The following is a 16,637-nucleotide window of genomic DNA, read 5'->3' as shown; positions in this document are numbered from 1 at the left end:
AGGCGCGCCGGAGCGTCGAAACGATCGGACAGATCAGGCTGCCGGCTCCTCGGATGCCGGTTGGGCCGCGTCTTTGAGGCTGGCCGCACCGGTCACGGTGCTGGTCAGCAGCATGTCGTTGATCGCCGCATTTTCGGCGCGGGTCAGCACTTTCTTAGATTGGAAGTCGGCCGCGCCGGAAGCGCTGAACTTCACTTCGGGGCCGTGGTAGCCCAGAGCGACGACCAGTTTGACCGCGGATACGGCCCACTTGTCGGTCTTGCCCGTAAGCTTGACCGAGTCCAGCAGTTCTTCGGGATACAGGCTGCCCGTCGAATTGTAGATGATCAGAGCCGCTTCCTGGCGGGTAATCGGACGGTCCGGCTGGAACATGCCTTTGTCGTTGCCCGAGATCAGGCCGAACTCGTAGGCGGTCTGGATTGCCGCGGCATACGGATGTCCGACCGTATCTTTCAATTCGGGCTTGCTTTCCGACAGCGGAATGGCCGACGTGCGCATCAGCATGTCCACGTACTCGCCGCGGGTGACGGCTTCGTCCGGTCCGAACGCCATGTTCGGATCGTTCGGGTAATAGCCGAGCGATTGCAGGTCGAGAATGTACTTCGCGTACGGATGCGTCGACGCGATATCGTTGAAGCCGGACGGCTTCGCGCCTTTTTGCTCGTAGCCCATCGGATTCAGGTAAGGTTCCTTGAGGTACGAGACGCTGCCGTCCGCATCGGTCTTGAATGCTACCAGCATCTTGTTGGCATCCATGAACAGTCCCGGTGCTACCTGGCGCAGCGCGCGCTCGCCGGTCAGCGGGTCGGAGATGACCATGCGTCCGCGCGAACCCGGTCCCACTTTGGAGACGACGCTCTCGACGCGCAGATCTTTGTACAATCCCGCATAGCGCTCAAGCTGCTCCGGCGATTCCGCCGCGAACGCAGGGAAAGTCGCTTCGGCCGCATACTGCGGGAAGAACCGGTAGATGAATGCCGCGTACAGCTGCTCGCGCAGCGCGCCGTTCTGGTTGTAGACGACGAATACGCCGGTATCCTGCTCGGGAATCAGGAACATCAGCGAGCTTGCGCCCGGAACGTCGCCACCCTTGGTGATGACTTTGCTGCTGCTGCCCGCGCCCGGAAGCTGCGAAGCCGATTCGAACCCGTAAGTCGAGTCCGGCAGCAGCGGATGGATCGCGGAACGGTATTCCGACATGGCCGCTACCGAATCGGCTTTGAGCAGCTGCGCGCCGGAAGCCGTCTTGCCTTCGTTCAAGAAGGCGGTCATGAATTTGGCGATATCGTCGGCCGTCGACAGCATGCCGCCCTGCGGCATGAAGCTTTCGCTGACCGGATAAGGCTTGATCGTCTCTTCGGCCGCATAGCCGGTCGCCGAACGCTTGCGCAGGTCCGCGGTCAGCGTGAAGTCGGTGCTGCCCATGTTGAGCGGCGCAAACACGTTGCGTTCCATATACGTCTCGTACGGCGTGCCGCTCGCCTGCTGCACGATGTACCCGAGCAGCAGGTAAGCGAAGTTGTCGTACATGTAAGCCGTACCCGGCTCGCGCACGACGTCCGGCATATACTTCGCGATATAGTCTTCCATGCTGACGGACTGCCCTTTGGCAGGATTCAGGTCTTCCTGGCGGGCGTCCTGGATTTTGAAGCCGCTGCGATGCGTCAGCAGATCGGCGACGGTAACCGGTTCGGCGAACGGATTCTCAAAAGTGATGCCGCCGAGATATGTACGAATGTCCGCGTCCAGGCTGAGTTTGCCCTGCTCGACCAGCTGCATGATCGCGGCCGCGGTGAACGTTTTGGAGACGGAAGCCATCCGGAAGACGTCTTTTTTCGGATCGACGCGGCGTTTGCTGTCCACGTCGGCGTAGCCGTACCCTTTTTCTGCCAGCACCCGGCCGTTTTTCACGACGACGACCGCCGCTCCGGGAGCCAGTTCCTGAATTTCTTCCAACGCAAAAAACTCGTCCAGAAAAGCCGTAACCGAGGAAGACGTAAGCGCGGTATCCCGGGCTGCCGCCGATGCGGACGCGGTCGGCGTCTCCGCGGCGTACGATAGGGTAGGCGGGAGCAGCGTCAGCGCAAGCGCCGAAGCGATCACGGCTTTGGTCCATTTGACCGATGCCGATCTCCAGATATTCGATTTTTTCAATGTTTTTCCCCCTTGTGTCTATTGATAAAATGGGTGCGGCTTCATGAGCCTACATAGCGAGCTCTTCGCACTCATTCTTACCCTTTTGGGGTCGGCTGTCAAACACGAAAATGCCGCCTCGGTACAGGAAAAGCAAATATTTTTTCGGCAAACTGGAAGTTGTTGGTTAATATCGATTGCAGGCGAATTTGCGCATACAAAAACCTCCCGAAAACGTTCGGGAGGTTCGATGGGCGGCGTATCTATGCAAAAATATCGCCTAACGGGAAGCTGGCACAAGAATTATTGGTTTTCCAATTCTTCTTTGCTGACAAGGCTCATTAAAGCGTTTACAGCCTGCTCGGCGTCCGCGCCTTCCGCACTGATGTGAACTTCAGTACCGGAACTGATTGCCAGGCTCATGATGCCCATGATGCTTTTGGCGTTTACTTTTTTGTCTTCCTTCTCTACAAAGATTTCGGAAGAATATTTATTGGCTTCCTGAACGAACAAAGCCGCAGGTCTCGCGTGCAGCCCCGTCTTCAGTCTGACGACTACCGGGTGTTTGGTCATGAGCAATCTTACCCCCTATACGAAATGAAGTTCCTGTCGAAACGCATTATTGTACCCAGTATACCATAACTTCGGTTGCTCACACTAGTCTAAAACCGAGCGTAGCGTTTGCAGCCTTTCGCGTCGCGCCCTTTTCCACGCCGACCGCAAAAAAAAGAGCGGCTCTCAGCCGCCCCGAATCTTCTCCGCCATAATGTCGAGCTTGCGCAGCCGGTGATTGACGCCGGATTTGCTGACGTTGCCCTTGAGCAGTTCGCCCACTTCCTTGAGGTTGATCTCGGGATGGGCCAACCGGACTTCCGCCACTTCGCGCAGCTTCTCCGGCAGCCGCTCCAGCCCCATTTCTCTCTGCAGGAAGCGGATATTGTCGATCTGCCGCACGGCGGCGCCGATCGTCTTGTTAAGGTTGGCCGTCTCGCAGTTTACGATCCGGTTGACCGAATTGCGCATGTCGCGCATGATCCGGACGTCCTCGAATTTGAACAGAGCCTGATGGGCTCCGATAATATTCAGCAGTTCGATGATCTTCTCGCCTTCTTTGAGGTAGAAAATGAAGCCTTTCTTCCGTTCGATGCAGCGGGCGTTCAGATGGAATTCGTTCGCCAGGTCGACGAGCGACTGGCAGTGTTCTTCGTACATGGAGGCGATCTCCAGATGGTACGAAGATCCTTCCGGATTGTTGACCGAGCCGCCCGCCATGAAGGCGCCGCGCAGGTAGGCGCGCTTGCAGCAGTTCTTTTTGACGATATCGGGACTGATGCCGGGCAGGAATTGGAACCCTTCCGACGTGATCTTGAGCGAAGCGAGCAGTTCCTGTACGCCGGCCGGAATCCGCACGATGTACACGTTGTTTTTTTTGAGACGCATTTTTTTGCGCACGAGCAGCTCCGTATGGACGCTGTAATGCTTTTTGATCAAGGAATAGATCCGGCGTGCGATCGCCGCGTTTTCGGTGGAAATGTCCAGAATGACTTTTTTGTTGGAGAGCTGGATCGAGCCGTTCATGCGTATAAGCGCCGACAGCTCCGCTTGTTCGCAGCAGGCGTCCGCCTCCACCATCGTCAATTCTTTTTTGGTCTGAGCCGCAAACGACATGGATTATTCACCCCTTCCGTATCATCCAGTCTGCCACCAGCCTGTTTATGTGTTCGCTTAATTTGTCCGCGTCGTGGCGCAGATAAGTGCCGTATTTCACGAAAGTATCGGCAATGACGGTACAGTTCGTGCCCGCGATCTCTTCCAGGTCCAGCCGGACCGGCGTCGCGCCTTCTTCCGCGTAGCGAAGCTGCACGTCTTCGGGAATATGCCCGCTGTTGACGAGCACGTAGTCGAACAGATGGCTGCCGACATGGTCGTACACGGCCTGAAGATGGTCGCCCACACTGAACCCGTCCGTTTCGCCCGGTTGGGTCATGACGTTGCAAATATACATCTTGATCGCGTTGGACGCGACGACCGCTTCGGCCAGCTGCGGCACGAGCAGGTTCGGCAGCAGGCTCGTGTAGAGGCTGCCCGGACCGATCAGGATCGCGTCGGCGCGCTGGATCGCCAGCACGGCTTCCGGCAGCGCTTCGACTTCGGCCGGTTCGAGGAAAATCCGCTTGATTCGTCCGCCGTATTCCGGAATGCTCGACTCGCCGGTCACGATCGTGCCGTCTTCCATTTCCGCATGCAAAATGACGCCTTCCTTGGCGGCGGGGTAGACGACTCCGCGGACGGCGAATACCCGCCCGAGCTCGCGCACGGCGGTGACGAAGTCGCCCGAGATGTCCGTCATGGCGGCCAGGATCAGATTGCCCAGGCTGTGCCCCGCAAGACCGCTGCCGGTCTTGAAACGGTAGCTCAGCATGTCCGAGAGCAGCGGCTCCACGTCGGCAAGCGACGTCAGCACGTTGCGGATATCGCCCGGGGGCGGCATCTGCATCTCGCTGCGCAGAATGCCGGAACTGCCGCCGTCGTCGGCTACCGTCACGATGGCCGTAATGTCGAGCGGCTGCTGCTTGAGACCCCGCAGCATGACGGACAAACCCGTTCCGCCGCCCATCACTACGATTCGGGGGCGACGCACGGGCCGCTGCGCCTGTTGCTTAATATTCATGAATGTTCACTCCTCCGTACGTTAACCGCTTCGAATCGCTTGCCGGCCGCTCCGGGCTGTACCGGAAAAGCCGGCGGCTGCGATTCTAATGACGGTCCCGATCGGCGTCCCGGTGATTGACGCGCACTCTTTCCGTTTCGCTTGCTCCCAGCATCCGTCCCAAATATTCGGAGATGGCGACCGAACGGTGCTTGCCGCCGGTACAGCCGATGCCGATAATCACCTGGCTCTTGCCTTCTTTGCGGTACTGCGGAATGAGAAAATGCAGCATGTCCAGCAGCTTGGTCAAAAACGTCTGGGTCTCCGGCCATTTCATGACGTAATCGTACACGTCGCTGTTCTGGCCCGTCAGCGGACGCAAATTGTCGACGTAGTGCGGGTTGGGCAGGAAGCGCACGTCGAAAATCAGGTCCGCGTCAATCGGCACGCCGTACTTGAAGCCGAACGACGTGACGTTGACCGATAATTGATGGCTTTCCATATGCGAGAAGCGGGAGATGATCTTCTCTTTGAGAACGGCCGGCTTCATGTTCGTCGTATCGATGATCTGCGTCGCCGAATTTTTGAGTTCTTCCAGCATTTTGCGTTCCAGGCGAATGCCGTCGAGCGGCATGCCGTCCGGGGCGAGCGGATGCCGGCGGCGCGTTTCTTTGTAGCGCTGCACAAGCACGGCGTCGTCCGCGTCGAAGAACAGAATCTCGCTATGAATCGTAAAATGGTCTTTGATAAAAGACAGCGATTCGGACAGCGCGGCGAAAAACTCCCGGCCGCGCAGGTCGATGACCAGCGCCACCTTGGCGATCTTGCCGTTGGACTGATCGATCAGCTCGGCGAACTTGGGGATCAGGACCGGCGGCAGGTTGTCGACGCAGAAAAACCCCAGATCTTCCAGGCTTTGCACGGCGATCGTCTTGCCGGCTCCCGACATTCCCGTAATGATCATCAGCGTGGCGGCCGGAGCCGCCCTGCCTTCTTTTTGGATATCGGTCATGCGAGCTTTCCCTCCCTGGCTTGCTTCGTTAACGAATCATCAGGCCGGCCGCGCCGATCATGCCGGCGTCGTTGCCGAGCATCGCCGGAACGATCTGCACGCCGCCTTGAAGCGGGGCGGGCGTCAGCTGCGCGAACGTCTCGCGAATCGGATTGAACAGAATGTCGCCCGCTTTCGATACGCCGCCGCCGATAATGAAGCTCTGCGGATTCAGTACCGCTGCCACGGTCGCCATCGACTTGCCGAGATAGAACGCGGCGCGCTTGACGATGCGCAGCGCTACTTCGTCGCCCGCTTTGGCGGCGTCAAACACCGTCTTGGCCGTAATCTCGCTCGCGTCGGCGATAAAGGTGCGCTCGCCGCGCTCCACGGCTTCCTTCGCCATGCGGATGATGCCCGTCGCCGAAGAGACGGTCTCCAGACAGCCGGTCTTGCCGCAGCCGCACTGGATCGCTTCCAGGTCCGGCACGACGTCGATATGGCCGATCTCGCCCGCCATGCCGGCAGAGCCCTGGTAGATGCGGCCATTGATGATGATGCCGCCGCCTACGCCGGTTCCCAGCGTATAGCATACGCAGTTCTCGACGCCGGCTCCGGCGCCGCTCCACGCTTCGCCGAGCGCGGCGACGTTGGCGTCGTTATCGATCTTCACGGGCTTGCCGAGCCGCTCTTCCAAAATGGCGCGGATCGGAACGTCTTTGAGGCCTATGTTCGGTGCCATGACGATGATTCCGTCACGAACGTTCGTGAATCCGGCCACCCCGGCGCCGACTCCGGCCAGTTGTTCCCAGGCATAAGGCGATTCTTCGACGACCCGGCGAACGTATTCCGCCATATTGGCAATGACCGTCTCCGGACCTTCCGCCACTCCCGTGGGTCCTTCATAAGTATGCAGCAGGACGCCGCTCTCGCTGCACAGACCGACCTTGATCGTGGTGCCGCCCAGATCCATCCCGACGTAGACATTTTCAGACATGTTACAAGCCACCTTTTTTCTTCAATATAGAGAATGCAGGAATTCATCGCTTTGTTTGCTCAAGTCCAAAATCCGTTTCCTTCGTCTCCCACTATAAGCGAACACCCGGTTTCGGTCAAGCGAGCGCGCTTTCGCGCAAAGCCTTGTCCCACAAGGGTCGAAAGCCTTTTCTTGACTTCGGGGCGCGCCCTTTTGCCCGTTCGCCTGTCTTTATCGCGCGCCGCGGCACACCCGGGGGCGTTGAAAACGTTGCGGGGCGGGCTTTGCGGCGCTTGCCCTCTTTCCCCGCTTTGCTTATTTCACGATTCGCCGATTCCGCTATTCGTCTCGCAGCAGCTCCGCCAGCATCAGTTCGCGGTTGTTGAGAAATTCCCGCGTCACGATATCATGTTCCGTCTCCTCCACCCGGCACGTTCGAATCCCGCCCGCAGTCAGATTGTACAACCGGCTGTCCGGGTAGGACATCAGCAGCGGGGAGTGGGTCGAGATGATAAACTGTCCGCCGCTGCGGACCAGTTCGTGGATACGCGTCAGCATCGCCAGTTGGCGGACAGGCGACAGCGCCGCTTCCGGCTCGTCGAGAATATACAGGCCGCCCGAACCGAACCGGTGCATGAACGTTGCGAAAAAAGCTTCTCCGTGCGACTGTTCATGCAGCGAACGTCCGCCGTAGCTGTCGATGATCGCGGGGCCGGCGTCCGGCTGCCGGTCCAGTTCGTCGATCGTCGTCGCCACGTTGTAATAACTCTCCGCCCGGAAAAAATAACCGTCTTTCGGCCGCACCGTCCCGCGGATCAATCGAAGATGCCGGTGCAGCGGGGAATGCGTCTCGGCGGTGGCGAAGTTGAGGTTCAGCGTGCCGCCTTCCGGATTGAAGCCCCACGCGGTCGCGATCGCTTCCAGCAGCGTCGACTTGCCGACTCCGTTCTCGCCTACGATGTACGTGACGCGGGCATGAAATTCAAGACTTTCCAGTTCCCGCACCGCCGGCAGATTGAACGGATATTCGTCCGGCGTTTGAATCTGTCCGCGCAGCAGCTCGACCCGCCGCAGATAGCGGCGGTCGGCTTTTTCGATTTTTTCGGCTTTTCCGGCTCCCGCACCGTCCATGCCCATCCTCATGAGTCGATCTCCCCTTCCCATTTTCCAACCTGCCCGATTCGATCTGTTTGCATATACGCAAAAAAGCGCGCGGACGAAAAATTCCGTGACGGATTTTCGCCTGCGCGCTTGAAGCTTCATGAAGAAGGTGAATTCCAACAATTAACGGTCGAGCGATTCGCTCCAGTCGTGCACGACGCTGCCTTCGAGATACTTCTCGCAGTCCATCGCCGCCATGCAGCCGCTGCCCGCAGCCGTGATCGCCTGGCGGTACTTGGTGTCCTGCACGTCGCCGCAGGCGAAGACGCCCGGGATGTTCGTCTCGGTCGTACCCGGCTTGACAATCGCGTAGCCGTGGCCGTCCAGCTCAAGCTTGCCCTGCAGGAACGTCGTGTTCGGCGTGTGGCCGATCGCCACGAAGACGCCGTCCGCTTCCAGCAGTTCTTCCTGTCCGGTCTCGTTGTTGAGCACTTTCAGCCCTTTGAGGCCGGTGTCGCCCGCTACGACTTCCAGCGGCTGACGGTTGAGCGCCCACGAGACTTTCTCGTTCTCGCGCGCGCGGTCCTGCATGATCTTCGAAGCGCGAAGTTCTTCGCGGCGGTTAACGACGGTCACTTCGGTCGCGAAGCGCGTCAGGAAGCTGGCTTCTTCCATCGCGGAGTCGCCGCCCCCGACAACGATCAATTTTTTGCCGCGGAAAAAGAATCCGTCGCAGGTCGCGCACGTGCTGACGCCGCGTCCGATATTGTCCTGCTCGCCCGGAATGCCGAGGTAGCGGGCCGATGCACCGGTGGAGATAATGACCGAATCCGCTTCGATCGGCTCGGCGCCTTCAACGGTAATCTTGAACGGGCGCGTGGAGAAGTCGACGGAATCGACCCAGCCGTTCATGAACTCGGCGCCGAAACGCTCCGCCTGCTGACGCATATTGTCCATCAGTTCCGGTCCCATGATTCCGTTCGGGAAGCCCGGGAAGTTCTCGATTTCGGTCGTGGTCGTCAGCTGTCCGCCCGGTTGAAGACCTTCGATCACGAGCGGGTTCAAGCTGGCGCGAGCCAGGTAAATGGCTGCGGTAAGGCCGGACGGGCCGGTTCCGATGACTACGGTTTTGTGCTTTTGCATACAGACATCCTCCTCAGGGTTGATTGGCTTTTGCGATTCTTGGGGTACATGCGGATCGGACGTTACAGTCCTTTCCGGTGATCTCTTCCGTGCAGGGTCATGCGTTCCTTGATGCTGCATACCTGGTCCACCCGGTTGACGTAGCGCCCGACGGTCGAAGCCGACACGCCGTAACGGCGGCCGACCTCTTCATAGGTCGAGGTGCCGCGGCGAAGCTTGTCGGTCAGGTAATCGAGCGCCGCCGCCCAGCCTTCCACGTAGGAAAGCACGGGAACTTCGGGATACAGCCGGCGCAGAAAATCGGTCCAGAGCGACTCCAGATCGCGCCTCAGGCTGAAATCGCCGGGCGCGCACGAAGAGCGGATCGCCGCGTCGAGCACGTCCTGCCACCGTTTCTCCCACACCGGCAGTTCTGCCGGTTCGAGGGAGAACAGGGCCGAAGACCGTTCGTCTTCGGCGTCCGGCTCCGCCTGCTCAAATCCGTTATCGACCAGAATCGAGCGTGCCAGGCCGCGTACGCTTTCCGATTCGCGCTCGTCGTAGGCGAGGTCCTTCAGGACCCGCGTCATCTCTTCGTCCGCCAGCGGCCGGCACGCCTGCAGCGCATGATGCTTGTCTTCTTCGCTGCCGCTGCGCAGCGTGCGGATGAGCGCGGCACGAATCGCCGGCGAATCTTCGGGCAGCCGTTCTTCCCAGCGCTGCCACAGCTCCGACCGGCGCACGGCTTCAAGCCGGTAATGGTAGCTGACCGGCTCGGCGATGCCGTCGGTCTGCCACTCCGGCAGGCGACCGAGATAATAGGCCGCCGCTTCGGCTTCCGGATCGAGCTTCAGCGTCGTCTTCCACAGCTTCTCGGCCGCTTCGGGCCTGCCGCTCAGCACCGCGGCTACGGCGCAGTAATGATGGAGCGAAGCGTCCGCGGACGCTTCCTCGTCCGTCAGCAGCCTGCGAAAATGCACGTAAGCCGCTTCGTGTTCGCCCAGAATGCCGAGCGTGGTCGCCAGCTTGAAGGCGTGTTCGCGATGGAACGGGATGATCGCCGTCAGGCGGCGCGCCAGGCGCGAAGCTTCTTCGGCGCCCGCGGGGCCGGAATGGCGGCGGAAGATCGCCAGGTTGCACAGCCCGTGCAGATTGCCCGGTTCGCGCTCCAGTACGTCTTCCACTACGCCAAGCGCCCGGTCGGTCATGCCCATATAGTAGTAGGCCAACGCCAGGTTATTGGCGGCGGCGGCAAATTCGGGATATTCCTTCAGCAGTTCTTCCAGCAGGTCGGCCGCTTCGGCGAACATGCCTTCTTCCAGCATCGTCCGGGCCCGTTCGTGCCGGTCGGAACCGCGGCGGGCCAGCACGCTGTGATCGCGGATCTTGCGGTTCAGTTCCAGTTGAAGCAGGTCGATCATCTCTTCCGCTTCGTGCAGGAACTGACCGGCGGCGTCTTCCTCCAGATACTTCAGCAGCGCGGTCTCGGCTTCTTCGAACCGTTCCATGTTCGCGAAGTTGTTCGCCATGTAGAACCGGCACTCCGTCATGGACGGATCGACCTCGTCCAGCACGTGCAGCAGCACGTCGTTCGATGCTTCGTATTGGCCCATCTCGGACAATATACCCGCCATATTGCAATGGTTCACCGGATTATCCGGTTTTAGTTCGACCGATTTGCGAAAATATTTCAACGCCTTGTCATATTGGTAGCGATCCAGCGCGCGGACGGCTCTTTCGAAAAAAAAGCTTTCGTCCATCGATAAAGAAACCACATTGGTCCGCGGCTTCTCTTCACGCCGATTGTTCCCGTTCACCTGAGCAAGGCCCCCTTTGTTAACCGCTTAAAAACGAATAGCGAAACCAGTATACCATAATTCCCCGGTCGCTCCCAACCAAGCGGCCGACGCTTCGCTCCTTGACCCGGCCGCCGTTTCCGGCGCCGGGACGGTCAAATCCCGGTCAGATCCCCGAGTCGCTGAACAGCGTCGCGAGCGATCCGCCTTCCAGAATAATATGGATGGCCCGGGCGAGCATAGGCGCGACCGGCAGCACGGTGAAGCGGTCCGAATGGTCCGCCGGAAGCGCGATCGAATCGGTAATGACGACTTCCTGGATATTCGGATGTTCCAGGCGCTGCAGCGCGCCGTCCGAGAACACGCCGTGCGTCGCGCAGACGATCGAGTCCTTGGCGTTGCGTTCCTTCAGCCCTTCCACCACTTTGAGGATCGTCGAACCGGTATCGATCAGATCCTCCATGATGATCGGGGTGCGTCCTTCGACGTCGCCGATGACGTGGGTGATCATCGCCTGATTGTGAGCCGGACGTTTCTTGAGCATGATCGCGACCGGCGAGTCGAGCCGGTTCGCGAGCTTCTCGGCCAGCTTCGCCCGGCCCGCGTCCGGAGACACGATGACCGGATCGGTAATGTTTTTGCTGCGCAAATAGTTGGCGATCAGATCGAGCGTCGTGAGGTGATCGACCGGAATGTTGAAAAATCCTTGGATGGCGGCCGCGTGCAGTTCGATGGTGACGACGCGGCTCGCGCCGGCCGTCGTCAGCACGTCCGCGACCATCTTGGCCGAGATCGGTTCGCGCGGCGCGGCTTTGCGCTCCTGGCGGGCATATCCGTAATAGGGAATGACCACATTGACCGTACGGGCCGAAGCCCGCTTGGCGGCGTCGATCATGACGAGCAGTTCGACAAAATGCTCGTTGATCGGATGGGACAGCGACTGTACGAGAAAGACGTCCAGATTGCGAATGCTTTCCTCGTAATGTACGTAACTCTCGCCGCTTTTGAATTTGGTCAGTTTGACCTTGCCGGGCGTAACGCCCAAATCGTTGCAGATCCGGTCCACCAGACCCGGATTGGAAGATCCTGAAAATACACGCATCCTGTGCTGCATGGCACCCTCCCGCATCTTGTTTTGTGTATACCGCGTAGGACTTGCTCCGCGAATCGATAAAATTTTCCTTGGACTTGCCTTGATTATACCCCAATCGCCGGAGCGGCAAAAGCAAAGAGACGCCGAAAACGGCGTCTCCCGCTTTTTATTCCGTTAAAGCGATCATCGTCCGCGTACGGCGATCGAACGTCGCCACCTCGCGCACGCCGAGCGCAAGCAGCTGCGCGCGGGCTTTGTCCAGATTCTCGGACAGCTTCGCCGGATCGTGCGCGTCGGACCCGAGCGTCAGCGGAATGCCCAGCGCAAGCGCGCGGCGCAGCAGCCCTTCCGCAGGAAACATCTCCGCGCAGGGCTTGGTCAGGCCGGAAGCGTTCAGCTCCATCGCGATGCCGCTGTCCGCGATCCGGCGCAGCGCTTCGTTCTCGGCCGCTTCCCGCTCCGCGGCCTGCTCCGGCGCGGGGCCGTGGCCGAAGCGCTTGATCACGTCGAAATGGCCGACGATATCGTAGAAGCCGGTCTCCGCCGCGCGTCCGACCGCGTCGTAATACGTCCGGTAGACGTCCAGCGGATCGCGCCCTTCCCAGCCGGCCGTCTGCCGAAAATCGGTGACGTCCCATTCGCCGAGGAAATGTACCGAGCCGATGACGTAATCCCACGGATAGGCGTCGACGATAGCCTTGATCTCGCTCTCGAAGCCTTCGATATAATCGCCTTCGAGCCCCAGCCTGATATCGATACGGTCCCGGTATTTCTGCTTGAGCGCCAGCACTTCCTCGACGTAGCGCGGCAGTTCGTCCATCGGCATCGCCATCTCCGGATAGTAGAGGGCCGGATCGACATGGATCAGCGGCATATGGTCGGACAAGCCGAGCTGCCCCAGGCCGAGCTCGATGCCGCGCAGCACGTATTGTTCCAGCGTGCCGACGGCATGACCGCACCGTTCGTGGTGCGTATGGTAATCGATGAGCATCAGATTTTCTCCTCTCGCTTGTCCGATAGAAAAAGCGGACCGCACCGGCCGTCTGCCGGGTGTCCGCCGTTGTGATCCGCATGCCTGCCCGGCTGCGGATCGCCGTCCGGCTTCGCTTCGGGCCCGAAGCGTCCAGCCGGGTCGGCCGGGTCCGACGAATCCGGTCAGTCCCGGCGCGGACGTTCGTGCCGGCGCGCCAGCTCGTCCATGATCTCGTCCAGCGGCAGCTTGCGCTCCTGCAGCAGCACGAGCAGGTGATAGATCAGGTCGCTCACTTCGAGGCGCAGTTCGGCGTTGTCGCCGTTTTTGGCCGCGATGATCGATTCCGCCGTTTCTTCGCCGACTTTTTTGAGAATCTTGTCGATCCCTTTTTCGAACAAATACGTCGTGTACGCGCCTTCCGGCCGTTCGCGGTCGCGTTCGGCGATGATGCCTTCCAGTTCGCCCAGCACGTCGAAACGTCCGGCCGACTCCTGCGCTCCGGCAGAAGCCGCCGACGTCTGCGCGAATTCCGGCTCCGAACCGAGCACGCGCCCGCTTTCCGCACCGGCGCCGGCCGCGTCGATCACGCCCGTTTCCGCCGCTCCGCCCGCAAGCTCCGCCTTGTTGAAGAAGCAGCTTACCCGTCCCGTGTGGCAAGCCGGTCCGGCCGGAATGACGCCGACCAGCAGCGCGTCGCCGTCGCAATCGTAGCTCAGCGAGACGATCCGCTGCACATTGCCCGACGTCGCGCCTTTGTGCCAAAATTCCTGCCGCGAACGGCTCCAGAACCACGTCTCGCCGTATTCGATCGAGCGGCGCAGCGATTCTTCGTTCATGTAGGCGAGCGTCAGCACTTCCTTGCTGTGTGCGTCCTGCACGATCGCCGGAGCCAGCCCCTGCGCGTCCCATTTGACCTGCGCCGCAAACTGCTCGGGCGGGACGGTCACATCGTTTTCTCTTTTCATCTGATTTCGACTCCTTTTTGCTTCAATTGATTCTTCAAGTCCGGAATCGCGATTTCTTTGTAATGGAAAATGGTCGCCGCAAGTCCCGCGTCCGCCGTGCCTTCCGTGAACACGTCGTAGAAATGCTCCGAGGTGCCCGCCCCGCCCGAGGCGATGACCGGCACCGACACTTCGCGGCAGACCGCGCGCGTCAGCTTGAGGTCGAAGCCGTCTTTGGTGCCATCCGCGTCCATGCTCGTCAGCAGGATCTCGCCCGCTCCGAGCGATTCGGCGCGCCGCACCCATTCCAGCGCACGGATGCCGGTCGGCTTGCGTCCGCCGTGCGTGTACACTTCCCATTCTTCCCACTCCGCGTTGTACTTGGCGTCGACCGCCAGCACGATGCACTGCGAGCCGAAGCGCCGCGCGCCTTCGGCGATCAGTTCGGGACGCAGGACCGCCGCCGTGTTGACCGCCGTCTTGTCGGCGCCCGCGCGCAGAATGCGCTTCATGTCGTCCACCTGCGAGATGCCGCCTCCGACCGTGAACGGAATCGTAATCTCTCCCGCCGTCTGGCGCACGACCTCGACCATCGTGGCCCGTCCTTCGACCGACGCCGAAATATCGAGGAAGACGAGTTCGTCCGCGCCTTCCCGGTCGTAGACCGAAGCCAGTTCGACCGGATCGCCGGCATCGCGCAGATTGACGAAATTGACTCCTTTGACCACGCGTCCGTCCTTGACGTCCAGACACGGAATGATTCGTTTCGCGAGCATACGGCTCCTCCTTTCGACTCCCGTTCTTTTTACATGCGAATCCGCTTGAATGCCGGTCCGCTTAACGCCCGACCGCCTGCAGCGCCGCCGCCAGGTCGATGCTGCCCGTATACAGCGCTTTGCCGACGATCGCTCCGCCGATGCCGTCCGCCGTGTGCGCCGCAAGGCGCTCCAGATCGGCCTGCACGCTCACGCCGCCCGACGCGATCACCGTTTTGCCCGACGCTTTGGCCAGGCTCAGAATCGCTTCCACGTTCGGCCCCTGCATCATGCCGTCGCGCGAAATGTCGGTGAAGATGAACGTTTCCGCCCCTTTGGCCGCCAATTCCTTCGCCAGGTCTTCCGCGCGCACTTCGGACGTCGTAAGCCACCCTCTCGTCGCCACGAAGCCGTTTCTCGCGTCGATTCCGATCGCCGCGCGGTCGCCGTATTCGGCCAGCACTTTTTCCGTGAACGACTTGTCTTCGATCGCCGCCGTGCCCAGAATGACCCGGCTCACGCCGAGCGACAGCAGCAGGCGCACGTCTTCGAACGTACGCAGGCCGCCGCCGACCTGCACCGGCACGTTCAACGCCGACGCGATGCTGCCGATCAGCTCATGGTTGACCGGACGGCCCGCTTTGGCTCCGTCGAGATCGACCAGATGGATGTAAGGGCCGCCGAGATCTGCCCACTGCTTCGCCGCTTCGAGCGGGCTTTCGTTGAACACCGTTTCCTGGTCGTAATCGCCCTGCAGCAGCCGCACGCATTTGCCGCCGCGAATATCGATTGCCGGATAGATCGTAAATGCCGTCATCGTCAACTCTCCTTTTTCCTCCGTATGCTTGTCAAACCGCTCGTCCGCTCAGAACCTGCCCGGTCCTTCGGACAGCTTCAGAAAATTGCGCAGCAGGTTCATGCCCAGCTCCCCGCTTTTCTCCGGATGGAACTGCATGCCGTAGACGTTCTCCCGGCCCACGATCGCCGTGACCGGCAGCCCGTAGTCCGCCGACGCGATCAGGTCGCCCGGCTCGCCCAGTTCCACGTGGTACGAATGGACGAAGTAGACGTGCCCTTCTTCCAGTCCGCCGAGCAGCGGCTCGCCGCCGCGCGTAAAGTCCAGCCGGTTCCAGCCCATATGCGGCACTTTGAGCTCTCCGCTCGGGAACCGGACCGCGCGCCCCGGCAGCAGCCCGAGCCCTTCGTGGTCGCCGTGCTCTTCGCTTCCGTCGAACAGAAGCTGCATGCCGAGGCAGATGCCGAGCAGCGGCCGGCCTTCGCCCGCGGCGCGGCGCATGACGAGGTCAAGGCCGGTATCCCGCAGATGGCTCATCGCGTCGCCGAACGCGCCCACTCCGGGCAGCAGCACGCTGGAAGCCCGCATGATCTCGACTTCGTCGCCGGTGATCAGGTATTCGTACCCGAGCCGTTCCACCGCTTTGCTGACGCTGTGCAGATTGCCCATGCCGTAGTCGACGATCGCGACGGTCATGTTACAGCACTCCCTTCGTCGACGGCACCCCGGTCACGCGCGGATCGATCGATGTCGCTTCGTCGAGCGCGCGGCCGAGCGCCTTGAACACCGCTTCGATCATATGGTGCGTATTGCGGCCGTAGTGCACGATGACGTGCAGCGTGATACGCGATTCCAGCGCGAACTTCCACAGGAATTCATGCACCATCTCGGTGGAAAAAGTGCCGACGAGATTGGACGGATACTCCGCGCGGTACTCGAAGTGCGGACGTCCGCTCACGTCGATGATGACCTGCGCAAGCGCTTCGTCCATCGGAACGAACACGCTGGCGTAGCGCTTGATGCCGCGCTTGTCGCCAAGCGATTCCAGCAGCGTCCCGCCCAGGCAGATGCCGATGTCTTCGACCGTGTGGTGGTCGTCGATGTCGATATCGCCGTCCGCGTCGACGTTCAGGTCGAATTGGCCGTGCTTCGCGAACAGGTCGAGCATATGGTTGAGAAAAGGAACCCCCGTCGAAATTTCCGATACGCCGGTTCCGTCGATTCCGAACGACAGCTTGATATCCGTCTCGTTCGTCTTGCGCGCGATGCTTGCGCTGCGCGCCCCTGCCTGATTGGCTTCCGTCATC

At 60.6% G+C, this 16,637-nt stretch carries 16 protein-coding genes; all 16 read right to left on the bottom strand.

The window, feature by feature from the left end; all coding sequences use genetic code 11:
• Nucleotides 1–33: 33 nt before the first annotated feature.
• The 16 genes from FTE24_RS18875 to hisB all read right to left on the bottom strand — a co-directional run bounded on the left by FTE24_RS18875 (nt 34) and on the right by hisB (nt 16,636).
• On the bottom strand, nt 34–2,154 hold the full coding sequence (locus FTE24_RS18875; protein ID WP_202111919.1) for a serine hydrolase: 2,121 nt from the start codon (nt 2,152–2,154) through the stop codon (nt 34–36).
• A 282-nt stretch (nt 2,155–2,436) separates the two neighbouring features.
• Nucleotides 2,437–2,706, bottom strand: coding sequence for an HPr family phosphocarrier protein (locus FTE24_RS18870; RefSeq protein ID WP_141447927.1), 270 nt, complete (start codon nt 2,704–2,706; stop codon nt 2,437–2,439).
• A gap of 165 nt (nt 2,707–2,871) precedes the next feature.
• Nucleotides 2,872–3,801, bottom strand: coding sequence for a DNA-binding protein WhiA (whiA, locus tag FTE24_RS18865; protein WP_141447926.1), 930 nt, complete (start codon nt 3,799–3,801; stop codon nt 2,872–2,874).
• Between the two features lie 7 nt (nt 3,802–3,808).
• Entirely contained in the window at nt 3,809–4,804 is a 996-nt protein-coding gene (locus FTE24_RS18860; RefSeq protein ID WP_141447925.1) for a gluconeogenesis factor YvcK family protein, read from the bottom strand.
• Between the two features lie 85 nt (nt 4,805–4,889).
• Nucleotides 4,890–5,795, bottom strand: coding sequence for an RNase adapter RapZ (rapZ, locus tag FTE24_RS18855; protein ID WP_141447924.1), 906 nt, complete (start codon nt 5,793–5,795; stop codon nt 4,890–4,892).
• Nucleotides 5,796–5,823: 28 nt separating this feature from the next.
• A complete protein-coding gene (locus tag FTE24_RS18850; RefSeq protein ID WP_141447923.1) occupies nt 5,824–6,771 on the bottom strand; it encodes an ROK family glucokinase in 948 nt (315 codons plus the stop codon).
• Nucleotides 6,772–7,089: 318 nt separating this feature from the next.
• The gene (locus FTE24_RS18845) at nt 7,090–7,887 is read right to left on the bottom strand and encodes an AAA family ATPase (RefSeq protein ID WP_237401844.1); all 798 of its coding nucleotides are present in this window, start codon (nt 7,885–7,887) and stop codon (nt 7,090–7,092) included.
• 147 nt (nt 7,888–8,034) lie between these two features.
• A complete protein-coding gene (trxB, locus tag FTE24_RS18840; RefSeq protein WP_141447922.1) occupies nt 8,035–8,994 on the bottom strand; it encodes a thioredoxin-disulfide reductase in 960 nt (319 codons plus the stop codon).
• Between the two features lie 62 nt (nt 8,995–9,056).
• Entirely contained in the window at nt 9,057–10,607 is a 1,551-nt protein-coding gene (locus FTE24_RS18835; protein WP_237401840.1) for a tetratricopeptide repeat protein, read from the bottom strand.
• A 328-nt stretch (nt 10,608–10,935) separates the two neighbouring features.
• Nucleotides 10,936–11,883, bottom strand: coding sequence for a ribose-phosphate diphosphokinase (locus FTE24_RS18830; protein WP_150233952.1), 948 nt, complete (start codon nt 11,881–11,883; stop codon nt 10,936–10,938).
• Nucleotides 11,884–12,028: 145 nt separating this feature from the next.
• Nucleotides 12,029–12,853, bottom strand: coding sequence for a histidinol-phosphatase HisJ (gene hisJ, locus FTE24_RS18825; protein WP_150233954.1), 825 nt, complete (start codon nt 12,851–12,853; stop codon nt 12,029–12,031).
• Between the two features lie 164 nt (nt 12,854–13,017).
• Nucleotides 13,018–13,800 (bottom strand): bifunctional phosphoribosyl-AMP cyclohydrolase/phosphoribosyl-ATP diphosphatase HisIE, encoded by a 783-nt coding sequence (gene hisIE, locus FTE24_RS18820; protein ID WP_150233956.1) that lies wholly within the window; start codon nt 13,798–13,800, stop codon nt 13,018–13,020.
• On the bottom strand, nt 13,797–14,555 hold the full coding sequence (gene hisF / locus FTE24_RS18815; protein WP_141447917.1) for an imidazole glycerol phosphate synthase subunit HisF: 759 nt from the start codon (nt 14,553–14,555) through the stop codon (nt 13,797–13,799). The genes hisIE and hisF overlap by 4 nt, the downstream gene beginning before the upstream one ends.
• A 61-nt stretch (nt 14,556–14,616) precedes the next feature.
• On the bottom strand, nt 14,617–15,351 hold the full coding sequence (gene hisA, locus FTE24_RS18810) for a 1-(5-phosphoribosyl)-5-[(5-phosphoribosylamino)methylideneamino]imidazole-4-carboxamide isomerase (RefSeq protein WP_150233958.1): 735 nt from the start codon (nt 15,349–15,351) through the stop codon (nt 14,617–14,619).
• Nucleotides 15,352–15,399: 48 nt separating this feature from the next.
• Nucleotides 15,400–16,026, bottom strand: coding sequence for an imidazole glycerol phosphate synthase subunit HisH (gene hisH / locus FTE24_RS18805; protein WP_150233960.1), 627 nt, complete (start codon nt 16,024–16,026; stop codon nt 15,400–15,402).
• Between the two features lies 1 nt (nt 16,027).
• Nucleotides 16,028–16,636: an imidazoleglycerol-phosphate dehydratase HisB gene (hisB, locus tag FTE24_RS18800; protein ID WP_141447914.1), complete on the bottom strand. Its 609-nt coding sequence runs from the start codon at nt 16,634–16,636 to the stop codon at nt 16,028–16,030.
• Between the last annotated feature and the right edge of the window lies 1 nt (nt 16,637).

Source organism: Saccharibacillus sp. WB 17 (assembly GCF_008634075.2).
GTDB lineage: Bacteria > Bacillota > Bacilli > Paenibacillales > Paenibacillaceae > Saccharibacillus > Saccharibacillus brassicae.
Note: the sequence above shows the minus strand (reverse complement) of the source record. Positions and strands in the feature narration are given on the sequence as shown.